Source organism: Cystobacter fuscus DSM 2262 (genome assembly GCF_000335475.2).
GTDB lineage: Bacteria > Myxococcota > Myxococcia > Myxococcales > Myxococcaceae > Cystobacter > Cystobacter fuscus.
Map to the genome: position 1 here is coordinate 107,787 of NZ_ANAH02000069.1, position 18,577 is coordinate 126,363.

The 18,577-nt window shown below is 70.1% G+C and carries 20 protein-coding genes and 1 riboswitch; of the genes, 3 read left to right on the forward strand and 17 right to left on the reverse strand.

The window, feature by feature from the left end; genetic code table 11:
* Positions 1 to 5: 5 nt before the first annotated feature.
* From D187_RS45255 to D187_RS54480, 17 genes are all read right to left on the reverse strand, one after another.
* Positions 6 to 401 (reverse strand): hypothetical protein, encoded by a 396-nt coding sequence (locus D187_RS45255; RefSeq protein ID WP_002628309.1) that lies wholly within the window; start codon positions 399 to 401, stop codon positions 6 to 8.
* A gap of 3 nt (positions 402 to 404) precedes the next feature.
* Positions 405 to 1,232 (reverse strand): precorrin-3B C(17)-methyltransferase, encoded by an 828-nt coding sequence (gene cobJ, locus D187_RS45260; protein ID WP_002628308.1) that lies wholly within the window; start codon positions 1,230 to 1,232, stop codon positions 405 to 407.
* Positions 1,225 to 2,364 (reverse strand): cobalt-precorrin 5A hydrolase, encoded by a 1,140-nt coding sequence (locus tag D187_RS45265; protein ID WP_002628307.1) that lies wholly within the window; start codon positions 2,362 to 2,364, stop codon positions 1,225 to 1,227. Before D187_RS45265 ends, cobJ begins: the two co-directional genes overlap by 8 nt.
* Complete coding sequence (gene cobI, locus D187_RS45270) at positions 2,361 to 3,125, reverse strand: precorrin-2 C(20)-methyltransferase (protein WP_002628306.1); 765 nt, start codon at positions 3,123 to 3,125, stop codon at positions 2,361 to 2,363. The genes D187_RS45265 and cobI overlap by 4 nt, the downstream gene beginning before the upstream one ends.
* Complete coding sequence (cbiE, locus tag D187_RS45275; RefSeq protein WP_002628305.1) at positions 3,122 to 4,372, reverse strand: precorrin-6y C5,15-methyltransferase (decarboxylating) subunit CbiE; 1,251 nt, start codon at positions 4,370 to 4,372, stop codon at positions 3,122 to 3,124. Before cbiE ends, cobI begins: the two co-directional genes overlap by 4 nt.
* Complete coding sequence (locus D187_RS45280; protein WP_002628304.1) at positions 4,369 to 5,022, reverse strand: precorrin-8X methylmutase; 654 nt, start codon at positions 5,020 to 5,022, stop codon at positions 4,369 to 4,371. Before D187_RS45280 ends, cbiE begins: the two co-directional genes overlap by 4 nt.
* Positions 5,019 to 6,128 carry a cobalt-precorrin-5B (C(1))-methyltransferase gene (locus D187_RS45285; RefSeq protein WP_002628303.1) on the reverse strand — a complete coding sequence of 370 codons (1,110 nt, stop codon included), beginning with the start codon at positions 6,126 to 6,128 and terminating at the stop codon, positions 5,019 to 5,021. Before D187_RS45285 ends, D187_RS45280 begins: the two co-directional genes overlap by 4 nt.
* Positions 6,125 to 6,862, reverse strand: coding sequence for an FAD-dependent oxidoreductase (locus tag D187_RS45290; protein ID WP_002628302.1), 738 nt, complete (start codon positions 6,860 to 6,862; stop codon positions 6,125 to 6,127). The genes D187_RS45285 and D187_RS45290 overlap by 4 nt, the downstream gene beginning before the upstream one ends.
* Positions 6,863 to 6,866: 4 nt before the next feature.
* A complete protein-coding gene (locus D187_RS45295; RefSeq protein WP_002628301.1) occupies positions 6,867 to 7,241 on the reverse strand; it encodes a DUF3209 family protein in 375 nt (124 codons plus the stop codon).
* Positions 7,242 to 7,255: 14 nt separating this feature from the next.
* The gene (locus D187_RS45300) at positions 7,256 to 8,464 is read right to left on the reverse strand and encodes a CbiX/SirB N-terminal domain-containing protein (protein ID WP_002628300.1); all 1,209 of its coding nucleotides are present in this window, start codon (positions 8,462 to 8,464) and stop codon (positions 7,256 to 7,258) included.
* On the reverse strand, positions 8,461 to 9,318 hold the full coding sequence (locus tag D187_RS45305; protein ID WP_002628299.1) for an energy-coupling factor ABC transporter ATP-binding protein: 858 nt from the start codon (positions 9,316 to 9,318) through the stop codon (positions 8,461 to 8,463). Before D187_RS45305 ends, D187_RS45300 begins: the two co-directional genes overlap by 4 nt.
* On the reverse strand, positions 9,315 to 9,947 hold the full coding sequence (locus tag D187_RS51365) for a CbiQ family ECF transporter T component (protein ID WP_002628297.1): 633 nt from the start codon (positions 9,945 to 9,947) through the stop codon (positions 9,315 to 9,317). The genes D187_RS45305 and D187_RS51365 overlap by 4 nt, the downstream gene beginning before the upstream one ends.
* Complete coding sequence (locus D187_RS56605) at positions 9,944 to 10,162, reverse strand: hypothetical protein (RefSeq protein ID WP_002628296.1); 219 nt, start codon at positions 10,160 to 10,162, stop codon at positions 9,944 to 9,946. The genes D187_RS51365 and D187_RS56605 overlap by 4 nt, the downstream gene beginning before the upstream one ends.
* Entirely contained in the window at positions 10,159 to 10,971 is an 813-nt protein-coding gene (locus D187_RS45315; RefSeq protein ID WP_081714107.1) for an energy-coupling factor ABC transporter permease, read from the reverse strand. Before D187_RS45315 ends, D187_RS56605 begins: the two co-directional genes overlap by 4 nt.
* Before the next feature lie 29 nt (positions 10,972 to 11,000).
* A riboswitch (cobalamin riboswitch) is annotated at positions 11,001 to 11,202 on the reverse strand.
* A 54-nt stretch (positions 11,203 to 11,256) separates the two neighbouring features.
* Entirely contained in the window at positions 11,257 to 11,910 is a 654-nt protein-coding gene (gene bluB / locus D187_RS45320; RefSeq protein WP_043435007.1) for a 5,6-dimethylbenzimidazole synthase, read from the reverse strand.
* A 68-nt stretch (positions 11,911 to 11,978) separates the two neighbouring features.
* Positions 11,979 to 12,602, reverse strand: coding sequence for a histidine phosphatase family protein (locus tag D187_RS45325; protein WP_002628292.1), 624 nt, complete (start codon positions 12,600 to 12,602; stop codon positions 11,979 to 11,981).
* 148 nt (positions 12,603 to 12,750) lie between these two features.
* Positions 12,751 to 13,611 (reverse strand): hypothetical protein, encoded by an 861-nt coding sequence (locus D187_RS54480; protein ID WP_002628290.1) that lies wholly within the window; start codon positions 13,609 to 13,611, stop codon positions 12,751 to 12,753.
* Positions 13,612 to 13,776: 165 nt separating this feature from the next.
* On the opposite strand from D187_RS54480, the gene D187_RS45340 reads away from it, so the two are divergent.
* From D187_RS45340 to D187_RS45350, 3 genes are read left to right on the forward strand one after another with little or no spacing between them, the layout of a single operon-like run.
* On the forward strand, positions 13,777 to 15,993 hold the full coding sequence (locus D187_RS45340) for a M3 family metallopeptidase (protein ID WP_002628289.1): 2,217 nt from the start codon (positions 13,777 to 13,779) through the stop codon (positions 15,991 to 15,993).
* A gap of 18 nt (positions 15,994 to 16,011) precedes the next feature.
* On the forward strand, positions 16,012 to 17,865 hold the full coding sequence (locus tag D187_RS45345; protein WP_002628287.1) for a sensor histidine kinase: 1,854 nt from the start codon (positions 16,012 to 16,014) through the stop codon (positions 17,863 to 17,865).
* Positions 17,862 to 18,560 carry a response regulator transcription factor gene (locus tag D187_RS45350; protein ID WP_043435010.1) on the forward strand — a complete coding sequence of 233 codons (699 nt, stop codon included), beginning with the start codon at positions 17,862 to 17,864 and terminating at the stop codon, positions 18,558 to 18,560. Before D187_RS45345 ends, D187_RS45350 begins: the two co-directional genes overlap by 4 nt.
* Positions 18,561 to 18,577 lie beyond the last annotated feature (17 nt).

Sequence of the window (18,577 nt, forward strand, 5' to 3'; positions counted from 1 at the left end):
TCTCCTCACGAGCAGCGCAGGACGGAGTCGCGCACCAGCTCCCAGACGTGTCCGGGCACCAGACCGAGCCAGCGGGCGTCCGTCTCCGGCTTCGCCTCGTGCTCCGTCACCAGCCGCCACAGCCGCTCCGACACCGAGCCGTTGCGGCGGATGACCAGCCGCTCGAAGAGCAGCCGCGCCAGGGCCTCTCCCTCGAGCTCCACCACCAGCAGCGGCGCGGCCACCTCCACCGGGCGCACCGGCGAGAGCCGCACGTAGGGCAACTCCGCTCCGGGAAGCTGAGCGGGCGGCTCGAAGCCCGCCGCGGCCCAGTCACACGGTTCCTTGAGATCTCCCACCAGGAAGAACGCCCCCTCGGTGGAGGCGAGCAACGCACCCGCAAGACGTCCCACGCGTGCCATGGTTCAGACCTCCTCTTCGCGAACGACGAGTGAACGGCCCGGCTGCTGCCCCGGGAGCACATCTCCCTCGAGGGTGTACTTCCGCGTGTAGCCTCGCGGCGTCACCATGTAGCCCTCGAAGAAGAAGGTGTGGGAGTTGCCCACGATGACCGTGGTCAGCATGCCGATCTCGTAGTCCAGGAAGTGATCGAGGTCGCTCATCACCACCTTCTCCCCCTCGCGGTAGGCGCCCTTCACCAGCGCCACGGGAGTGGAGCCCTCGCGGTAGCGGCGGATGATGGAGTGGGCCTCCACGATCTGCCGGGTGCGCCGCCCGCTCGCGGGGTTGTAGAGCGAGATGACGAAGTCGGACGACGCGGCGGCCTCGATGCGCTTGGCGATGACGGCCCACGGCGTGAGCAGATCCGACAGGGAAATGGTGCAGCTGTCGTGGACCAGCGGAGCCCCCACGCGCGAGGCGCAGGAGTTGGCCGCGGTGATGCCGGGCACCAGGTTGAGCGTGGGTGCATCCCCCCGCTTCCAACCGATCTCCCGCAGCACCTCGAAGACGAGCCCCGCCATGCCGTAGACGCCCGCATCCCCGGAAGAGACGAGCACCACGTTGGCACCGGCCCGAGCACGCTCCACCGCGGCGCGGGCCCGGCCGATCTCCTCCGTCATGCCCGTCTGCACCACTTCCTTGCCCTCGAGGAGGTGGCGCACGAGCTTGATATAGGTGCGGTAGCCCACCACCACCTGGGCATTGTGGATGGCCTCCAGGGCGGCGGGGGTGACGTGGGCACCATCGCCCGGCCCGATGCCGACGACGGACAGGATTCCTCCCTCAGCCATGGGTGAGCTCCTTTCGAGGGGAATGAGGAATGCGCGCGACGGCGAACGTCATGGAGCGTCCGGCGCCGGGCTCGGTGTAGATCTGCTTGCGGACGAGCAACTCGGAGGCCCCGGAGGCGAGCAGCGCCGACGGCTCGGCCACGCCGCGAGTGCCCACGTGCTTCTTCACCATCTCCGACGGCGTGGGCACGGGCACCGCGTCCAGCTCGGCGGCCGGGTACGTCTGGAGCGCCCAGCCATGTTTCTGGCACAGCGCCAGCAGCGCGGGCTCATCCGCCTTGAGGTCCACGGTGGCCACCGCCTTCACCGAGGCGGGAGACAGGAGGGCCTGGGCGAGCATCTGGGTCACGCCCCGCTCCACCAGTTCCTCCGGAGTGCCCCGGTCACAGCCGATGCCCAACACCAGACTGCGGGGCCGGTAGATGACGGCCTTCTCCCACTGGGCACGGTGCGTCTCGCGGATGTCGCGATCGGTGGCGATGAGGAGCATCTCCCACGCCGCCGGGTCCACCCCCTCGAGGGTGCGCGTGTAGCGAACGCCCGGAGGCAGCGGCTTGTCCTCGGGCCACCAGGAGGGCTCGCCCGCCTCCTGGACGAAGAGCACCGGGGTCTCGTTCACCACGGCGGCGCAGCCACGGGTGACGTTGCGCTCCAGATCATCCAGCCGCCAGCCCAGCTCCCGCCCGAGGATGTCCACCGTGAGGGTGCCCCGCACGTCCGAGGCGGTGGTGACCACCGGGGTGGAGCCGAGCACGCTGGCCACCCGATCGGTGAAGGCATTGCCCCGGCCCACGTGTCCCGACAGCACGCAGATGGAGAAGCGCGCGGCGTCATCGACGCACACCACCGCCGGATCCACCTTCTTGTCCTCGAGCAGCGGCGCGATCATCCGCACCACCGCGCCCACGCTGATGATGAAGATGTGGCAGTCGTAGGCGGTGAAGGTGCGCGACAGGGTGGGCCCCATGGGCAGGGGCATCGGCAGGGCGCCCGCGGGGGCCTTGGCCATGAGCTTCTCGGAGACATACAGCTCCGCGCCCGGCAGCCCCGAGAGGAGTCGCTGGGCGATGCCCAACCCGTGCAGGGTGATGGCGTAGACGGCGTAGGGCTTGCGTGCCGGGGGGAGACTCACCGGGCCACCTCCGCCGTCTGGGCGAAGCGGCCAGCGAGCACGCCGCTGCGATCCTTCTTCGCCACCATCACCATGGAGAAGTAATCGCACTTGTCGTTGCGGATGCTGCGCAGGTCTCGCACCACCTTCTCCTGCCCGGTGGAGGCCCGCGACACGTAGACGGCGCGATCGAGCAACCCCTCGCGCTCGAGCGCTTCCACCACCTGCGGCATGACCGAGCTCACCTTCATCAGCAGCACGGTGTCGAAGTCGCGCAGCACGCGGGTGAGATCCTCCACCCCGTAGGTGGCCGGCAGCACGGCGATGCGCTCCTGGCCATCGGCCACCGGAATCTGCACCGCCGCGGGCACGGCGGTGATCGAGGAGACCGCGGGCACCACCTCGGTGCGCGTTCCGGGGAAGCGCTGGGGCACCTCCGCCAGCAGGTAGATGAAGGTGCTGTAGACGAGCGGATCCCCTTCCGTGATGAAGGCCACCTTCTTGCCGGCCGCCAGCCGAGGAGCCAGCTGTGCGTAGGCCTCCTCCCAGGCGGGCCGCAGCCGCTCGGGATCCTTCGTCATCGGGAAGGTGAGGAAGAGACGCTCCTGGCCGGGCACCTCGCCCACGTTGTCCTTGGCGATGCGCCAGGCGAGCGACTCGTCATAGACAGAGCGCCGGGGGATGGCGATGACGTCCGCCGAGCGGAGCGTGTTCACCGCCCGGAGCGTCATCAGATCAGGCGCCCCCGGCCCCACTCCCACGCCAATCAACACGCCACTCATGTCGCTTCTCCCTGTGCTGCCGCCGGCCGGGTGGCCGCGAAGATGTGGATGGGGTTCTGCGCCTCGTAACGGAGGTAGTGCGCGAGCGGCTCGCCGCGAGACACGTTGAGCATCGTCACGTCCGGAGTGATTCCGTACGAGCGGAAGGCCGCGTAGGCCTCGGCCACGTTGTCCAGGGTGATGGCGTTGACCACCAGCCGGCCGCCCTCGCGCAGGCGCTTGAAAGCCACGTCGATGATGTCGCGCATGCTGCCCTTGCTGCCGCCGACAAAGACGGCGTCCGGCGCATCCAGTCCCTCGAGGGCCTCCGGGGCTCGTCCCGCGATGACGCGCACGTTGTCCACCCCATGGGCGAGCGCGTTCTCCCGGCACAAGCTCACACCCTCCGGGTCCACCTCGATGGCGAAGACACGGCCCCTGGGAGCGAGCATCGCCGCCTCGATGCCCACCGAACCCGAGCCCGCGCCGATGTCCCACACCACGCTGTCGGGGCGGATCTCCAGCTGGGCCAGGGACAGCAGGCGCACCTCGCGCTTGGTGATGAGGCCCTTCTTGGGCATGCGCTTGGCGAAGGCGTCCTCGTGGAGGAAGGACATGCGCGGCGGTGGGCGCCAGCTCGGATCCGTGCGCAGGAGGACGAGCACGTTGAGGGGCCCGATGTCCGTGCACTCCGCGAGCGCTTCCAGCGAGAAGCAGCGGATGCGCTCCTCCGGATTGCCGAGGCTCTCGCAGACCCAGGCCGTGAAGCCGCTCACGCCGTGATCCAGGAGGTGGCGGGCCAGTGCCGGGGGCGAGTTCTCACCATCGGTGAGCAGGGCCACCTTGGCCAGCAGACGCAGCCGCGTGCACAACCCCTCGCGCGGACGGCCGTGCACGGAGATGACCTCGGCATCCTCCCAGGACACGCCGATGCGCCCGAAGGCCAGCTGCACCGAGGACGGATGGGGAATGAACTCCACGTGCTCGGCCCCTACCCTCCGGGCGACCTGCGCGCCGATGCCGAAGAAGAGCGGATCCCCCGAGGCGAGCACGCACACCTGGTTCTCCAGGGCGAGCTCGGCCACCCGCTCCAGCGTCGGGCCAATGCCGCCACTGAACGAGAGGCGCTCCCCGGAGAACTGGGGGTAGAACTCCAGGTGACGCTTGCCGCCAACCAGCACCCGGGCCTGCGCCACCGCGTTGGCCGCGCGCGCCGACAGGCCCAGACACCCGTCGTCTCCGATGCCCACCACCACCACCGGCTTCATGCCTTCACCCCATCCGCGCTGAGCATCAGCAGCGCGTGGATGATGGACACGGCGATGGTGCTGCCCCCCTTGCGGCCACGCACCGCGATGTGCGGCACGGACAACTCGAGCACCGCCTCCTTGGACTCCGCCGCCGACACGAAGCCCACCGGCACACCGATCACCAGCGCCGGACGAGCCCCCTCCTCCTTCACCAGCCGGGCCACCTCCAGGAGCGCGGTGGGCGCGTTGCCCACCGCCACGATGGCGCCATTGAGCAGTCCCAGTCGGTGCGCCTTGCGCATGGACTCGATGGCCCGGGTGGAGCCCGCCTCACGGGCCGCGGCGATGACGTCCTCATCCGAGATGAAGCAGTGCGTCCGGCAGCCATAGGAGGCGAGCCGCTCCTCGTTGAGGCCGGCGAGGATCATCTTCACGTCGGCCAGCACCGGGCTGCCGGCACGCAGGGCGCGGATGCCCTCGGCGATGGCATCGGGCGAGAAGCGGGCCAGCTCCTTGAACTCGAAGTCCGCGGTGGCGTGGATGATGCGCCGCACCACCTGCCACTCGCCCGGCGAGTAGGAATGCGGACCGGCCTCGTTGTCGATGATGGAAAAGCTCTCGTCTTCGATGCGACGCCCGAGCGTCGTCATCTGCCGCATGTCGTTCATGCCGCGTGTCTCCTCTCGGGGTATTGCCCGAGCAAGGTGCCGTTGAAATCCACGAGGACGGCGCGAACCTCGAGCGGCCCTCCCGCGTGACGGGTGCACTGCTCGACGACGCGCTGGCACACCAGTCCGGTGATGTGGGTGAGGCCGTTGGCCGCGCACAGCTCGAGCACGTGGCGGGCGGTGTTGGCGGTCCGGATGTTGGTCACCAGGGTCTCCGGCGCTCCCGCCTCGGCGGCCAGGGTGGCCAGCAGCTCCATGTTCACCTCAGAGCCGGCCGCGTGCGTCTGCATGCGCCCATCGGCCATCTTGGACAGCTTGCCCATCATCCCCACGATGTGGACGCACGCCGCCTGGCGCCGGGCGGCATGACGGATGGCCACGCCGATGAAGTCGCCCACCTGGATGAAGGTCTCCTCCGGGAGGTGGGGCAAGAGGCCCATGGCGTACTTCTCCGACTTGCCTCCCGTGGTGAAGACGAGCTCGGTGTTGCCACGCGTCCGGGCCACGTCGATGGCCTGCACCACGCTCGCCTTGTAGGCGGACGTGGAGTACGGCCGGACGATGCCGCTGGTGCCGAGGATGGAGATGCCGCCGAGGATGCCCAGGCGCGCGTTGAGCGTCTGCAGGGCCATCTCCTCGCCTCGGGGGACGTGAAGGGTGACGACGGCGCCCCGCCCCTCGGGCAGCTCCTCCAACACCATGTCCGTGATGTTGCGGCGCGGCACCGGGTTGATGGCCGGACTGCCCACCTCGAGCCCCAATCCCTCCTTGGTGACGATCCCCACGCCCTCGCCCCGCTCGAGCACCACCCGGCCTTCGTCGTCCGTCAACCGCACCTCGGCGACCAGCTCCGCGCCGTGGGTGCAGTCCGGATCATCCCCGGCGTCCTTGATGACGCTGCACAGCGCCTTCTGCCCGTCCCACTCGCAACGGTGCAGGGCGAACGTCACCGGCTGCCGGTTGGGCAGCATCGTCTCCACGTGGGTGAGACGCTCGCCGCGCACCAGCACGCGAGTGGCCGCCTTGGCGGCCGCGGCGGCACAGGCCCCGGTGGTGAAACCGGTGCGTGAGCCGCGCTTGTCCCGAGGAGGAGGCGCGTCGCTCATCCCGCGGCCTTCTTCGAGGGATTGTTGAAGAAGGACTCCATCCGGATGGCTTCCATCGCCAGTCCGGACTCCACCAGGGCCTGCCGCAGCGGGCTCAACACCGCCCCATCCCCGACGAGGTAGACGCGCTCGGGCGCATGGGCTCGCGCGGCCTCCAGGGCCAACGCCTGGATGTGCGCGATGCGTTCCGGATGGCCCGGCGGCGGGCAGTCCTGGTGCTGGAAGCGGCAGCCCAGCGCCTCCACCTCCTCGCGAGCCTTGTCGGCGGGCAGGAACACCGTGGGCGACTCGGAGAACCACAGCAGCCGGGTCCGCTCGCGCTGCGGGGCGAACGCGCGGCCGTGCACCAGCCCCAGCGCGGCGGTAATGCCGCTGTCGGTGGCCACCACCAGCGTGTTCCGGGGCGTGGAGTCATCCGGGAGGAAGCTGCCCCATGGTCCGCTGAATGGCAGCTCCGCGCCCACTGGGGCCTCGTGCAGCATGGCCGAGCCGGGGCCCTCGGCGAGCCGGTAGACACAGATGCGGAAGGTGCGCTGGTCCGCGTCGCTCGACACCAGCGAATAGGCGCGCTTGTGCGCCTTGCCATCGGCGCGCGGCACGCCGGTGTTGAAGATGAGGTACTGGCCCCCGGTGAAGCCGAGTTCCTCCTCGCCCTGCAGTTGCAGGTGGAGGAGTCTCCCGCGCTCGCCCACGGGCGCGGAGGACAGGATGCGAGCGGTGCGGGAGACGGCCATGGTGCTAGTCCCTCGGGTAGATTTCGTGGGTGAAGTCGTGCACCTCCTCGAGGTCGCGCCACAGCCGCTGGAGCGACTCGTTCTGGCGCTTCAGCTCCAGCTCCACCGATTTGGTCAGCACCAGGAGCGAGCGCAGGTAGGGCATCTTCGGATCATCCGCCCGGGTCGTGGAGACCTTCTCCTGAAGCTCCACCAGGGAGGCATCGAAGAAGCGCAGCATGTTCGCCATGTCGCGCGCCTGCATCAGCGAGCGCACCGGCCCCGGCTTCTCCGCCGCGCCGCCCAGCTCGGCCAGCTCGTGCTGCCGCTCGGCGTCGTCTTCCACGCCCAGGATGTTCATCAGCGACAACCGCAACGCCGCCAGTTCATGACAGGCCATGTGTGTTCTCCTCGCTACTGCATGATGTTGTCGACCAGGCGGGACACGAGGCGATCTCCCACCAGGTGCTCTTCCACGAGCTCCCGGGCATCCGCCTCCGTGACGCCGCGATACCAGATGCCATCCGGGTAGACGGCCACGGTGGGCCCCTCGCCACAGCGGCCCATGCAGGCCGTCCGGGTGATGCGCACCGTGCGCCCCTTGCCCACTTCCTTGAGCTTGCGGCGCAGCGCCTCGATCAGCGCCACGCTGCCGCGCTCGGCGCAGTCGGCGTTGCCGCAGACCAGCACGTGCTTCTCCATGGCGCGGTGGGCGTGGGGATGGGGCGCCGCCTGGGTGTGCGTCTCCCGGTGGCGGATGCTCCAGAGCAGCGCCTTGAGGCCGCCGACGTTCTCCTGGAGGCCCGTGAGCGGCACGCGGTACTGGCAGCCATCGCACGGCAGCGGCACCCCGCCCGCGAGGGCCTCCTCGATGCGCCGGTCCACGTGTTGGACGAGCGGCGACATGCCGCCGTCCGCCAGGTGCGGAGCCACCTCGGCGCGCAACCAGGGGTAGCGCTCGGCGAAGAGGGCCACCTGGGCGTGGATCTTCTGCAACAGCACCCCGGTGAAGAGGAGGTAGGGCGCCACCAGGATGCGCTCCGGCCGGGCCCGGGCCATCCACTCCAGCGCCTCCTCCAGCGAGGGCTTCGCGATGCCGACGAAGGCCGGTTGCACCTGGGCGAAGCCCCTGCCCTCCGCGTAGAGGCGGGTCAGCTTGCAGAAGTCGCCGTTGGCGTCCGGATCCGACGAGCCCCGCCCCAGCATCACCACCACCGTGCGCGCCGCGTCCTGGGGGGAGAGCGGTCCGGTGCGGGCCTGGGTGCGCTCGAAGGCCAGTTGCGCGAGGTCCGGATGGACGCCGAAGGCCTTCACCGCGAGGAAGCGCACGCCCGGGTGATTCTTGCGCGCCGTGGCGAGCGCCAGCGGAATGTCGTTCTTCACGTGCTTCGCGGTGAAGAGGAAGAGCGGGACGACGAGCACCTCCGGTACCTCGGAGGCGATGGCGTCCAGCGCCTCGGGGAGGGCCGGCTCGGTGAGCTCCACGAAGCCCAGGCCCACGCGCCGCTGCGGATGGGCCTCGCGGTAGGCGTCCACGAAACGGTGCACCTCCGCGATGGCCTGCGCATCGCGGCTGCCGTGTCCGACGAAGAGGATGCCGGGGTGGGAAGGAGGGGTGCTCACGGGTGCACTTCCTGGCTGGTGGGGACGAGGTGAGGGAGGAGGCGCCGGGCGGCCTCGGCGACCGTGAGGGGCGGGGCCTCCCCTGACTTGGGAAGGAAGGGCGCGAGTTGGGCCCACAACTCGGCGACGGCCGGTGCGCGCAGATGCGCCCGCGCCAGCAGCGCCGCGTCCCGGAAGACCTCCGCGGGAGCACCGAAGGCGAGCAATCGCCCCTCGCCGAGAATGGCCACCCGATCGGCGAAGAAGGGCACTTCGTCGGTGGCATGGGTGGAGACCACCAGGGCCACGTCGCGCTCGCGCGCCAGACGCCGCAGCAGTCCCGCCGTCTCGCGCTCGCCCACCGGATCCAACCCGGCGGTGGGCTCATCGAGCAGCAGCACCGCCGGATGCATCGCCAGCACGCCCGCGAGACAGGCCCGCTTCTTCTCCCCGAAGCTCAGCGCCTCGATGGGGCGCTGCGCCAGGTGCGCCAGCCCGGTGGCCGCGAGCGCCTCGTCCACCCGGGCCCGCACCGCGTCCGGGGCGAGCCCCTGATGCATCGGCCCGATGGCCACGTCCTCTCCGACCGTGGTGCCGAAGAGCTGGTCATCCGGATTCTGGAAGGCGAGCGCCAGGCCCGCTTCGGTCCGGGCCACCGCTCCGCGCGGAGCCACCTGTCCGCGCAGCCACACCTTGCCGGCGCGCTCCGGCACCAGCCCCGCGATGCCGCGCAGCAGCGTCGTCTTGCCGCACCCGTTGGCGCCGAGCAACGCGACCACCTCTCCCGGCCGCACCTCGAGGGACAGGCCGGAGAGGATGGCGGGGCCACCGGGGTTTCCCACCGAGAGCGCCTCGAGTGCGAGCGCCGCCTTCACGGCCGCTCTCCCGAGGGCGGAAGGTGGGCACCGCGGCAGCCCCGGGCGGCCATCGCCTCGGCGGTGGCGTGAGCCTGATCGAACGCGCGGACCAGGGTGAGCCCGCCGAGCGCCCCGAGCGAATGCACGCCGCGGCGCACGCCCCGGTAGCCGAGGCGGAGGATCTGCGCCTCGCGCGCGGTGTGGGCCGCCCGCTCGAGGACCGTGGCGTAGCGCACCGCGAGCGCGATCACCTCGGCGAGCGGGGCCGGCACCCGCCAGGCTCGCAGCGCGCCCACCAGCGCCCAGGGTGGCGTGAGCGCGATGAGGAGGCCGAAGACGGTGGCCCCCGCGGCGACCCGTGTCCCCAGCACCAGCCCGAGTCTCCAGGCTCCGTTCGCCTCCGAGCGCAGCAAGCCGTGCAGGGCCCAGAGCGCCAGCCCCGAGAAGAGGGCCACCCCGAGGCGGCGGAGCAACACCCCTGCCCGCTCGCCCACCGCGAGCGAGGCGAGCAGCGCCAGCACCGCCACCGCCGAGGCGGTGTACGGAGCGGGCCCGGCGAGCGCCACCAGGAGAGCGAACAACGCGCCCCCCAGCTTGAGGCGGGCATCCAGCCCGACCACCCGCTCGCGAAGGGCGGCGCGGCTCACGCCCGCTCTCCCGTCTCGACGAACAGGGAGCGGTAGAGATAGCCGAGGAAGAAGCCCCCCACGAGCCCGGCACACAGGAAGGCGAAGAGGAGGACATCCCCCTCCAGCGGAATCAGGGGCGGCTGGGGGGAGCGTCCCGCGGCCTCGGCGAACGGGAGCACGACGTGTTCGTCGACACCAGGCCAGCCCGAGGCCTCGGCGAGCAGCGGCTTCATGGCGTGGCGGGTGCGGCGGGAAGCGCGTGGAACTTCAGGAGGGCGGGCCGGCGGCGGGAGATGAAGACGACGGCGCCGGCGGTGAAGGCCCCCTCGAGTATTCCGAGCGGAAGCTGGGTGGGGAGGAAGGAGAGCAGCAGGGTGCCCAGCGTGGTGCCCAGCGGTTGGGCGCCGTGCAGCGCCGAGGCCAGCTCGAAGGACGTCATGGCGTAGGTGGCCCAATCCGACAACATGCCCGCGGCGAAGGCCGCCACTCCGAGCGAGGCGCGCAGGGAGCGCAGTCCGTGGAAGATGGCGTAGCCGACGAAGCCGCCCACCACGCCCATGGACCAGATGTCGGCGCCCAGGGTGGACAGCCCTCCGTGGGCGAGGAAGAGCGCTTGCAGCAACAGCGCCACGAACGTCACCAGCACGGTCATCACCGGACCGATGAGCACGGCGGCGAGCCCCGTGCCACACGGGTGCGAGCAGGTGCCGATGATGGGGACCGGCACGGGCATGCAGGAGACGACGAAGACCGCGGCGGCGAGCATCGCCACGAAGGGCGAATAGAGCGGGCTCTGCGCCATGCGCTGGCGCAACCGCGTGACGCCCAGCGCGAGCAGTGGCAGCACGGACAGCGTCCAGCCCGCGGCCCACCCGAAGGGAAGGAGGCCCTCCGCCAGGTGCATGGCATGCGCGGGATGAGGCAGCAGCAACAGCACGAGTGCCGCGAGCCCCGCGCTCGGTGGGAGAGGCGCTGATTGGAGGCAGGCCTGGACGCAATGCCGGAGGACGGCACCACACCCACGCCCGGAGAAACCCGGCATGGCAACCTCGCTCTCAATCCTCGGAGAGATGGGTCGAACAGCCCTGGGTAGGTCTCCTGGCTCGTGGATTCAGAGCGCCTGACGGCGTTCCGCGCCACCTCCACCTTCCCCGACGCATCGAGTGGTGACTTCGGAGGTAGCTTCCCACTTACAGTGGCGGGTCCGCGCCGGACTCACACCGGCTTCCCCGTTATGCCCTTGATAGCGGGCACCCCTGGCTATGGATTCGATTGTCAGGGGCCAAGTATCGGAGGCGGCGCGCTCCTGTCAACGGAATGCGCGCTCCTACCCCTCGGCACTCCGCCACCGATTCTCCCAGATCAGCTCTTCCAGCGTCCGGCGCGAGTCCCAGCCTTCCAGCTCCAGCATCGGCCGCTCATAGAAGGCCTCGACATGGCCCAGGCACAGGATGGCGATGGGCTCACTGCCCTTTGGTGCTCCCAACAACTCCGCCAGCCGGGTGGGCTCGAAGAGCGACACCCAGCCCATGCCAATCCCCTCGGCCCTCGCGGCGAGCCAGAGGTTCTGGATGGCGCAACTGGCGGAGGCGAGGTCCATGTTCGGCAGGGTGCGCCTGCCAAACACGTAGCGCTCGCGTTGATCCATCAGCGCCACGACCCAGAGCTCGGGACATTCCTTGATGCCCTCGACCTTGAGGCGCATGAACTCCTCGCCCCGCGGGCCCAGCGCCTCGGCGGTACGCGCGCGCTCCTGCTCGACCAGCCCGGCGATGTCACCGCGCAGCCGCGCATCCGTGATGCGAATGAAACGCCACGGCTGCATGAAGCCGACGCTCGGCCCGAGATGCGCCGCCTGGAGCAGCCGCGCCATGATCTCCTGATCGATGGGATCGGATCGGAAGTGGCGCATGTCCCGGCGTTCACTGATCACTCGGTAGACGGCTTCTCGCTCCGCGGGAGAAAAGCGGTGTTTCGTCATGGATCGTCGAGCCCCTGGCAAGCCCTCTCTCGAGGCGCTCCATACCACCGCTCGCCCCGCCCGGCGGCTCAGCCGAACGTCAGGTTCATCAACTTCACGACGGGCTCGTCCCCGTGGAAGTCGAGGATGTTCACCGCCGAGTACCCCTGCTCCAGCCGGAACAGGTGCGCGTCCGGCAGGCCCAGCGCCTCGGCGAGCAACGTCCGGTTCACGCCGCCGTGCGAGACCAGCACGAACGTCTCTCCCGCGTGCCGCGAGCGCAACGCCCGGGCCGCCGACGACACCCGCTCGCGCAGCTCCGGGTAGCTCTCGCCCTCCGGGAAGCGCACCCGCGTGGGATGCGCCATCCACTCCGCGAACACCGCGGGGTAGCGCTTCTCCACCTCCTCGTACGTGAGGCCCTCGAGGAGACCGAAGTCGAGCTCCTGGAACGCCGCCTCCGTGTCCACCGCCATCCCCTTGAGCTGCGCCAGTGGGGCCGCGCTCTCCACCGCGCGCCGGAGCGGGCTCGCGTAGACGCGTGACAGGGGCGCCTCGGCCAGGAACCGCGCGGCGTGCTCGGCCTGCGACCGGCCCGCGGAGGACAGCCCCACGTCCAGCCGCCCGTAGCACCGGCCCCGCGCCTCCTCCACCGGCTGCCCGTGCCGCACCAGCACCATGCGCGTCACGCCCTTCGCGAGTCGCCAGTCCATTGCCTTACCCCTCCACCCGGGTCACACCACGTTCGCACCCACTCGCGATGCCGTCATCCTCGACATGCAGCGGGGCCCGGAAACACGAACGCCCGGAAGCCCCAAGGGGGCCACCGGGCGGCTTCGTCTCCAACGGGAGAGTCCAGCCTTACGCCTTGGGCGTCTCCTGCTGCTTCGGCTCCGCCGGCTTCGCGGGCGACACGAGCGAATCCAGTCGGCTCGTCAGCCGATCCAGCTCGCGGTTGATCGCGCTCACCTGGGACTGGCTCGCCACCCCGCCCACCACCTGGATCATCTGGCTGCGCAGCCCCGTCAGGCGCTGACGCACCTCACCGCCCACCCACGTCGCCTGCTTCTCCAGCTTCTGCACGGTGGGGTTGGCGCGCAGATCGTTCACGTTCAGCATCCCCAGCACCTCGCGGCGCGACTCCCGGCCGATCGTCGCCAGCGTCTGCAGCGCCTTCTGCGCATCCGCCTCGATCTGCCCCAGCTGCTTCTGGGCCTGCTCCAGGCGCCCCTTCACGAAGGACGCCACCTGGCCCGCCGCCTCGGCCACCGCCGTCTCCGCCTTGGCCGCCTCCGCCTTGGCCGCCTCGGCCGCCTTGCCCGCGGCCGCCTCCGCCTTGCCCGCCGCCTCGGCCACCGTCTCGGCCGCCTTCTGCGCCACGGCCTCCACCTTCTCCGCCGCCTTCTGCGCCACGGCCTCCACCTTCTCCGCCGCCTTCTGCGTCACGGCCTCCGCCTTCTCGATGGCCTTGTGCGCCGCGGTCTCCACCCGGCCCGCGGCCGTCTGCGCCGCGCTCTCCGCCACCGTGGCCGCCGTCTGCGCCGCGGCCTCCGCCGCCCCCACCGTCTCACTCACCGTCTGGGCCACCTCACTCGCCGTCTCGGCCACCGTCTGGGCCGCGGCCTCCACCTTCTCCTCCACGGCATTCACCACCGGTGCGGGCTCGCCGGCCTGGGGAGCGTGCGACTGCTGGGATTTCGAGTGCTTGTGGTGCTTGGCCATGTGTTTGAAACCTCCGCTAGGGTAAGTACCCCAGTGCTAACGCGTCGCGTTAGGGCAGTCAACCCCCCATGACGCGATGAGACGAGAATCAGGTGGCTTCCGACTCCAGCGGGCCGGCGTGTTAGCTCTGGTGCCTCCTCTCCCACCCCTCCGGAGACCCCATCCATGCGTCAGTTCTTCCTCACCGGCGCGGGCATCCTGGTGCTCGCCTCCGCCGCCTGCACGACGACATCCCACGAGGGGCGTGGGGCCGACCCCACCGTTCCCGCAACCCCCCCAGCGCCCACCATGTCTCCTTCCTCGGAAACGACGTCGTCCAAGACGAACCCGCTGTTGGATCACTGGTCCGGCCCCTATGGCGGCGTGCCGGCCTTCGATCAAATCCGCATCGAGCACTTCCGGCCCGCGCTCGAGACCTCGATGAACGAGTACCGCCGTGAGATCGCCGACCTGGCGAACGAGCCGGCGGCGCCCACCTTCGAGAACACGATCGCCGCGTTCGAGCGGCTCGGGCAGCGCTTCGAGGAGGTGAGCACGATCTATGGCATCTGGGGCTCGTCGCTCAACGGGCCGGAGTTCCAGACCATCGAGCGGGAGATGGCGCCCCGGCTCGCGGCGATCTCCGACGAGGTCATCCAGAACGAGCGGCTGTTCCAGCGCATCGCGGCCGTCTACGAGTCGCCCGACAAGGCGAAGCTGACGCCCGAGCAGCAGCGCCTGGTGTGGCACCACTACACGCGCTTCGTGCGCTCGGGGGCCCGGCTCGACGCGGAGAAGAAGAAGCAGCTGTCGGCGCTCAACCAGCGCCTCGCGTCGCTCTACACGAGCTTCGGCCAGAACGTGCTGGCCGACGAGGAGGGCTACGTCGTGGTGCTCGACTCGGACAAGGATCTCGACGGCCTGCCCGACTCGGTGCGCGCGGGCGCGGCGGCGGCCGCCGCGTCGCGGGGGCTGGCGGGCAAGTGGGCCATCACCAACACGCGCTCGTCCATGGAGCCCTTCCTGACGTACTCGCGCCGCAGGGATCTGCGCGAGAAGGTCTGGCGCCACTACATCAACCGGGGTGACAACGGGGACACCCACGACAACAACGCCATCATCACGGAGATCCTCCAACTGCGCGCCGAGCGGGCCCAGCTCCTGGGCTACGCCACCCATGCCCACTGGCGGCTGGAGAACACCATGGCCCGCACGCCCGAGCGCGCCATGACGCTGATGGAGGCCGTCTGGAAGCCCGCCGTCGCGCGCGTGCGCCAGGAGGTCGCCGACATGCAGGCGCTCGCCACGAAGGAGGGCGACAAGATCACCATCGAGCCCTGGGACTACCGCTACTACGCCGAGAAGGTGCGCAAGGCGAAGTACGACTTGGATCAGAACGAGGTGAAGCCCTACCTGCAGTTGGAGAAGCTGCGCGAGGCGATGTTCTGGGTGGCCGGGGAGCTGTTCGGCTTCACCTTCACCCCGGTGAACGACGTGCCCGTGTATCACCCGGACGTGCGCGTCTGGGAGGTGAAGGACAAGGCCCGGGGCAAGCACGTGGGCCTGTGGTACTTCGATCCCTATGCCCGCCCGGGTAAGCGCTCCGGGGCGTGGATGAACGCCTATCGCTCGCAGGAGCGCTTCCGGGGGGAGATCACCACCATCGTCTCCAACAACGCCAACTTCGTGAAGGGCCAGCCCGGCGAGCCAGTCCTCATCAGCTGGAGCGACGCGGAGACGCTCTTCCACGAGTTCGGCCATGCGCTGCACGGCCTGAGCTCCGACGTGAACTACCCCGCGCTGTCGGGCACCAACGTGGTGCGTGACTACGTGGAGTTCCCCTCGCAGCTGCTCGAGCACTGGCTGGACACGCCCGAGGTGCTCAACACCTACGCCCTGCACTACCAGACGGGCAAGCCCATCCCCTCCGAGCTCGTCGCGAAGATCGCCAAGGCGGCCACCTTCAACCAGGGCTTCGCCACGGTGGAGTACCTGTCCAGCGCGCTCGTGGACATGAAGCTGCACCTGGCGGGCACGAAGAAGATCGAGCCGGACGCGTTCGAGCGCGACACGCTCCAGGGGCTCGGGATGCCCAGGGAGATCGTCATGCGCCACCGCACGCCCCAGTTCGGCCACGTCTTCGCGGGGGATGGCTACTCGGCGGGCTACTACAGCTACCTCTGGTCGGACACGCTCACCGCCGATGCCTTCGAGTCCTTCACCGAGGCCAAGGGCCCCTACGATCGGGACGTGGCCAGCCGGCTGAAGAAGCACGTCTTCTCGGTGGGAAACACGGTGGACCCGGCCGAGGGCTACCGCTCCTTCCGTGGCAAGGAAGCGGGCATCGACGCGCTGATGCGCAAGCGCGGCTTCCCCGTGCCCGCGGCGAAGAAGAAGAACTGAGGACCGTCCCGCCTCCGCATGCTGCGCCGGCTCCTCCCCACCCTCGCCGCTCTCGTCTGTGGTCTGCTGGCCCTCTTCTGGGGGCTGGTGAGCCTGCAGCGGATCTTCTCCCAGGAGCGGGAGGATGCCCGGGCCCAGCTGCGCACCAGCCGCGAGGCCCTCGAGGAGTCCGCCACCCAGTCCCTGCGCCACCGGCTCGCCCACCGGTTGGAGCACGAGCTGCCCGCCCTGCATGCCGCCATGGGCAATCCCCTCGCCCCCGGCGAGGGCTACTATCTGCGCTTCCGCGGGCAGCAGTTCCTGCCCCGTGCCACCCACTCGGCCCCCGGCACGGACACGCCCGCCCGGCGCAATTACCGCGCGCTCGTCCACGCGCTCACCTCGTCGGGCCCCCTCCCCGAGCCCTGGCGCGAGCGGCTGACTCGGCTGCGGGACGTGGAGGCGGCACTCGAGCGCAAGCAGACCGCGCGCGCCAACGCGCTCGTCGAGGAGGTGCTGCGCCATCACGCGGAGCACCCGCTGCCCGCCGAGCAGGAGCTGCCCTTCGTGCTGCTGCTGATCGAGCGGCTCCAGCGGGGAGCGGCCACCCCTCCCCTGGTCCGCGCGCTCCTGCGTGAGGGGCTCCCCGAGGACTTCGGTGGCATCCAACGCTCCGCGGGTCTCCAGAGGGATCTGCTGCGCGAGCGCGAGCGCTTCACCTCGCCCGACTTCACCTTCCTGCTCGTGCGCACGGTGAAGGTGAGCACCGCCCTGGGCGAGCCCACCGACGACTTCCTGGCCCGCGCGCGCGAGGCCGACGCGGGCCTCATCATCCTCCCCGAGGGACTCACCGGCCCCACGCTCCTGGGCGAGCGCTGGTACGTGGAGCCCACCCTCCTGCCCCAGCAACAGGACGTGGTCGTGCGTGGCATCGCCGTGGAGCTCGAGCCGCTGCTCGACGAGCTGGCCACGGAGCTGCGTGCGCGGGGCCACTTCGGCCCGGATGGACGGGTCAGGCTCCAGTCCTCGGACTGGGTGCTACCCCTGGACACCCTGCGGCTGGAGGTGTCCGTGCCCCGGTGGCGCGCGGCCGAGGAGGCCATCGAGCAACGCCATGGACTCAAGACGCTGCTGGTGGCCACCTGCGGCTCGCTCGCGGTGGCCATCGGGGTGCTCGCCGTGGTGGCCCAGCGCGGGCGCTACCGCTACGTGGAGCTCAAGAATGACTTCGTGGCCACCGTCTCCCATGAGCTGCGCACCCCGCTGGCCTCCATCCGCCTGATGGCCGAGACGCTCGAGCGCAAGCTCGCCCAGGCCCCGCCCGACACGCGCGCCTACCCCGAGCGCATCCTCCAGGCCGCCGATGGCCTGAGCTTCCTCGTGGAGAACATCCTGTCGTTCAACCGCATCGACAAGGGGCGCTGGCGGCCGCGCATCACCCTCGTGACGATGGAGGAGCTCGTCGGCATGCTCCGCGCGGACTTGAGGGACTCCGTGTCCGTCCCCGTCCGGCTCACCGCGAACGTGGGCGAGGCCCAGATCGAAGCGGACCCCTCGCTCATCCGCCTGCTGCTGGCCAACCTCGCGCGCAACGCCTGCGCCTACAACCGCCGCAGCCCGGTGGAGCTGTCCCTGCGCGCCTACCCTTCCGGGCACAACGGCTGCGTGGTGATGTTCTCCGACAATGGCATCGGCATTCCCCCGAGCGAGTGGGAGAACGTCTTCCGCGACTTCCACCGGTTGGATTCCAACGGTCCCGAGGTGCATGGCAGTGGCCTCGGGCTCGCGCTGTGCCGCAAGATCATGACCCTGCACTCAGGCCGCATCTCCGTGGAGAACTCCAGCCCCGAGGGCACGACGTTCTGTCTGCTCTTCCCCGAAACGCGAGAATGAACTCCCCTTCCGTGCTCATCGTCGAGGACGACGCGAACCTGCGGCTTGGCCTGTGTGACAACCTCCGGGACGAGGGCTACGAGGTGGTGGTGGCCACGAGCGCCCGCGAGGCCGAGCCCCTGCTGGGCGCGCGCTCCTTCGAACTCATCCTGCTCGACGTCATGCTCCCGGGCGAGGACGGCTACGCCTTCTGCCGGCGCCTGCGCGCGAACGGGGTGCGCACCCCGGTGATGATGCTGACGGCGCGCTCGCTGGAGGACGACATCGTGCGGGGCTTCGAGGTGGGCGCCCAGGACTACCTCACCAAGCCCTACCGCCTGCGCGAGCTGCTCGCGCGCGTGGGCGCCCTGGTGCGGCGCACCGGCGGCGAGCCTCCCCAGGTCGTCTCCTTCGCCGGATTCCACCTGGACCTGGGCAAGCGCTCGCTGCGCCGCGCGGAGGGCGGGGAGATTGAACTGACGCGCACCGAGTTCGATCTGCTCGCCTTCCTGCTCAAGCACCGCGATCGGGCCCTCACCCGGACGGAGATCCTCGATGCCGTGTGGGGCGACGTCGTGGTGGACCCGCGCACGGTGGACAACTTCGTCTCCAGCCTGAAGAAGAAGCTCGGCTGGACGAGCACCTCCGCCTTCACCATCCACACCCTCCGGGGGGTGGGCTACCGGCTGGAGCTGGAAACCATGACGAAACCATGACGAAGGCATGGACGGCC

Excerpts from the sequence above, each read along its gene's own strand:
- D187_RS45255 (WP_002628309.1), bottom strand. The coding sequence starts at position 401 with ATGGCACGCGTGGGACGTCTTGCGGGTGCGTTGCTCGCCTCCACCGAG.
- cobJ (WP_002628308.1), bottom strand. The coding sequence starts at position 1,232 with ATGGCTGAGGGAGGAATCCTGTCCGTCGTCGGCATCGGGCCGGGCGAT.
- cobI (WP_002628306.1), bottom strand. The coding sequence starts at position 3,125 with ATGAGTGGCGTGTTGATTGGCGTGGGAGTGGGGCCGGGGGCGCCTGAT.
- cbiE (WP_002628305.1), bottom strand. The coding sequence starts at position 4,372 with ATGAAGCCGGTGGTGGTGGTGGGCATCGGAGACGACGGGTGTCTGGGC.
- D187_RS45280 (WP_002628304.1), bottom strand. The coding sequence starts at position 5,022 with ATGAACGACATGCGGCAGATGACGACGCTCGGGCGTCGCATCGAAGAC.
- D187_RS45285 (WP_002628303.1), bottom strand. The coding sequence starts at position 6,128 with ATGAGCGACGCGCCTCCTCCTCGGGACAAGCGCGGCTCACGCACCGGT.
- D187_RS45290 (WP_002628302.1), bottom strand. The coding sequence starts at position 6,862 with ATGGCCGTCTCCCGCACCGCTCGCATCCTGTCCTCCGCGCCCGTGGGC.
- D187_RS45295 (WP_002628301.1), bottom strand. The coding sequence starts at position 7,241 with ATGGCCTGTCATGAACTGGCGGCGTTGCGGTTGTCGCTGATGAACATC.
- D187_RS56605 (WP_002628296.1), bottom strand. The coding sequence starts at position 10,162 with ATGAAGCCGCTGCTCGCCGAGGCCTCGGGCTGGCCTGGTGTCGACGAA.
- D187_RS45315 (WP_081714107.1), bottom strand. The coding sequence starts at position 10,971 with ATGCCGGGTTTCTCCGGGCGTGGGTGTGGTGCCGTCCTCCGGCATTGC.
- bluB (WP_043435007.1), bottom strand. The coding sequence starts at position 11,910 with ATGACGAAACACCGCTTTTCTCCCGCGGAGCGAGAAGCCGTCTACCGA.
- D187_RS45325 (WP_002628292.1), bottom strand. The coding sequence starts at position 12,602 with ATGGACTGGCGACTCGCGAAGGGCGTGACGCGCATGGTGCTGGTGCGG.
- D187_RS54480 (WP_002628290.1), bottom strand. The coding sequence starts at position 13,611 with ATGGCCAAGCACCACAAGCACTCGAAATCCCAGCAGTCGCACGCTCCC.
- D187_RS45340 (WP_002628289.1), top strand. The coding sequence starts at position 13,777 with ATGCGTCAGTTCTTCCTCACCGGCGCGGGCATCCTGGTGCTCGCCTCC.
- D187_RS45345 (WP_002628287.1), top strand. The coding sequence starts at position 16,012 with ATGCTGCGCCGGCTCCTCCCCACCCTCGCCGCTCTCGTCTGTGGTCTG.
- D187_RS45350 (WP_043435010.1), top strand. The coding sequence starts at position 17,862 with ATGAACTCCCCTTCCGTGCTCATCGTCGAGGACGACGCGAACCTGCGG.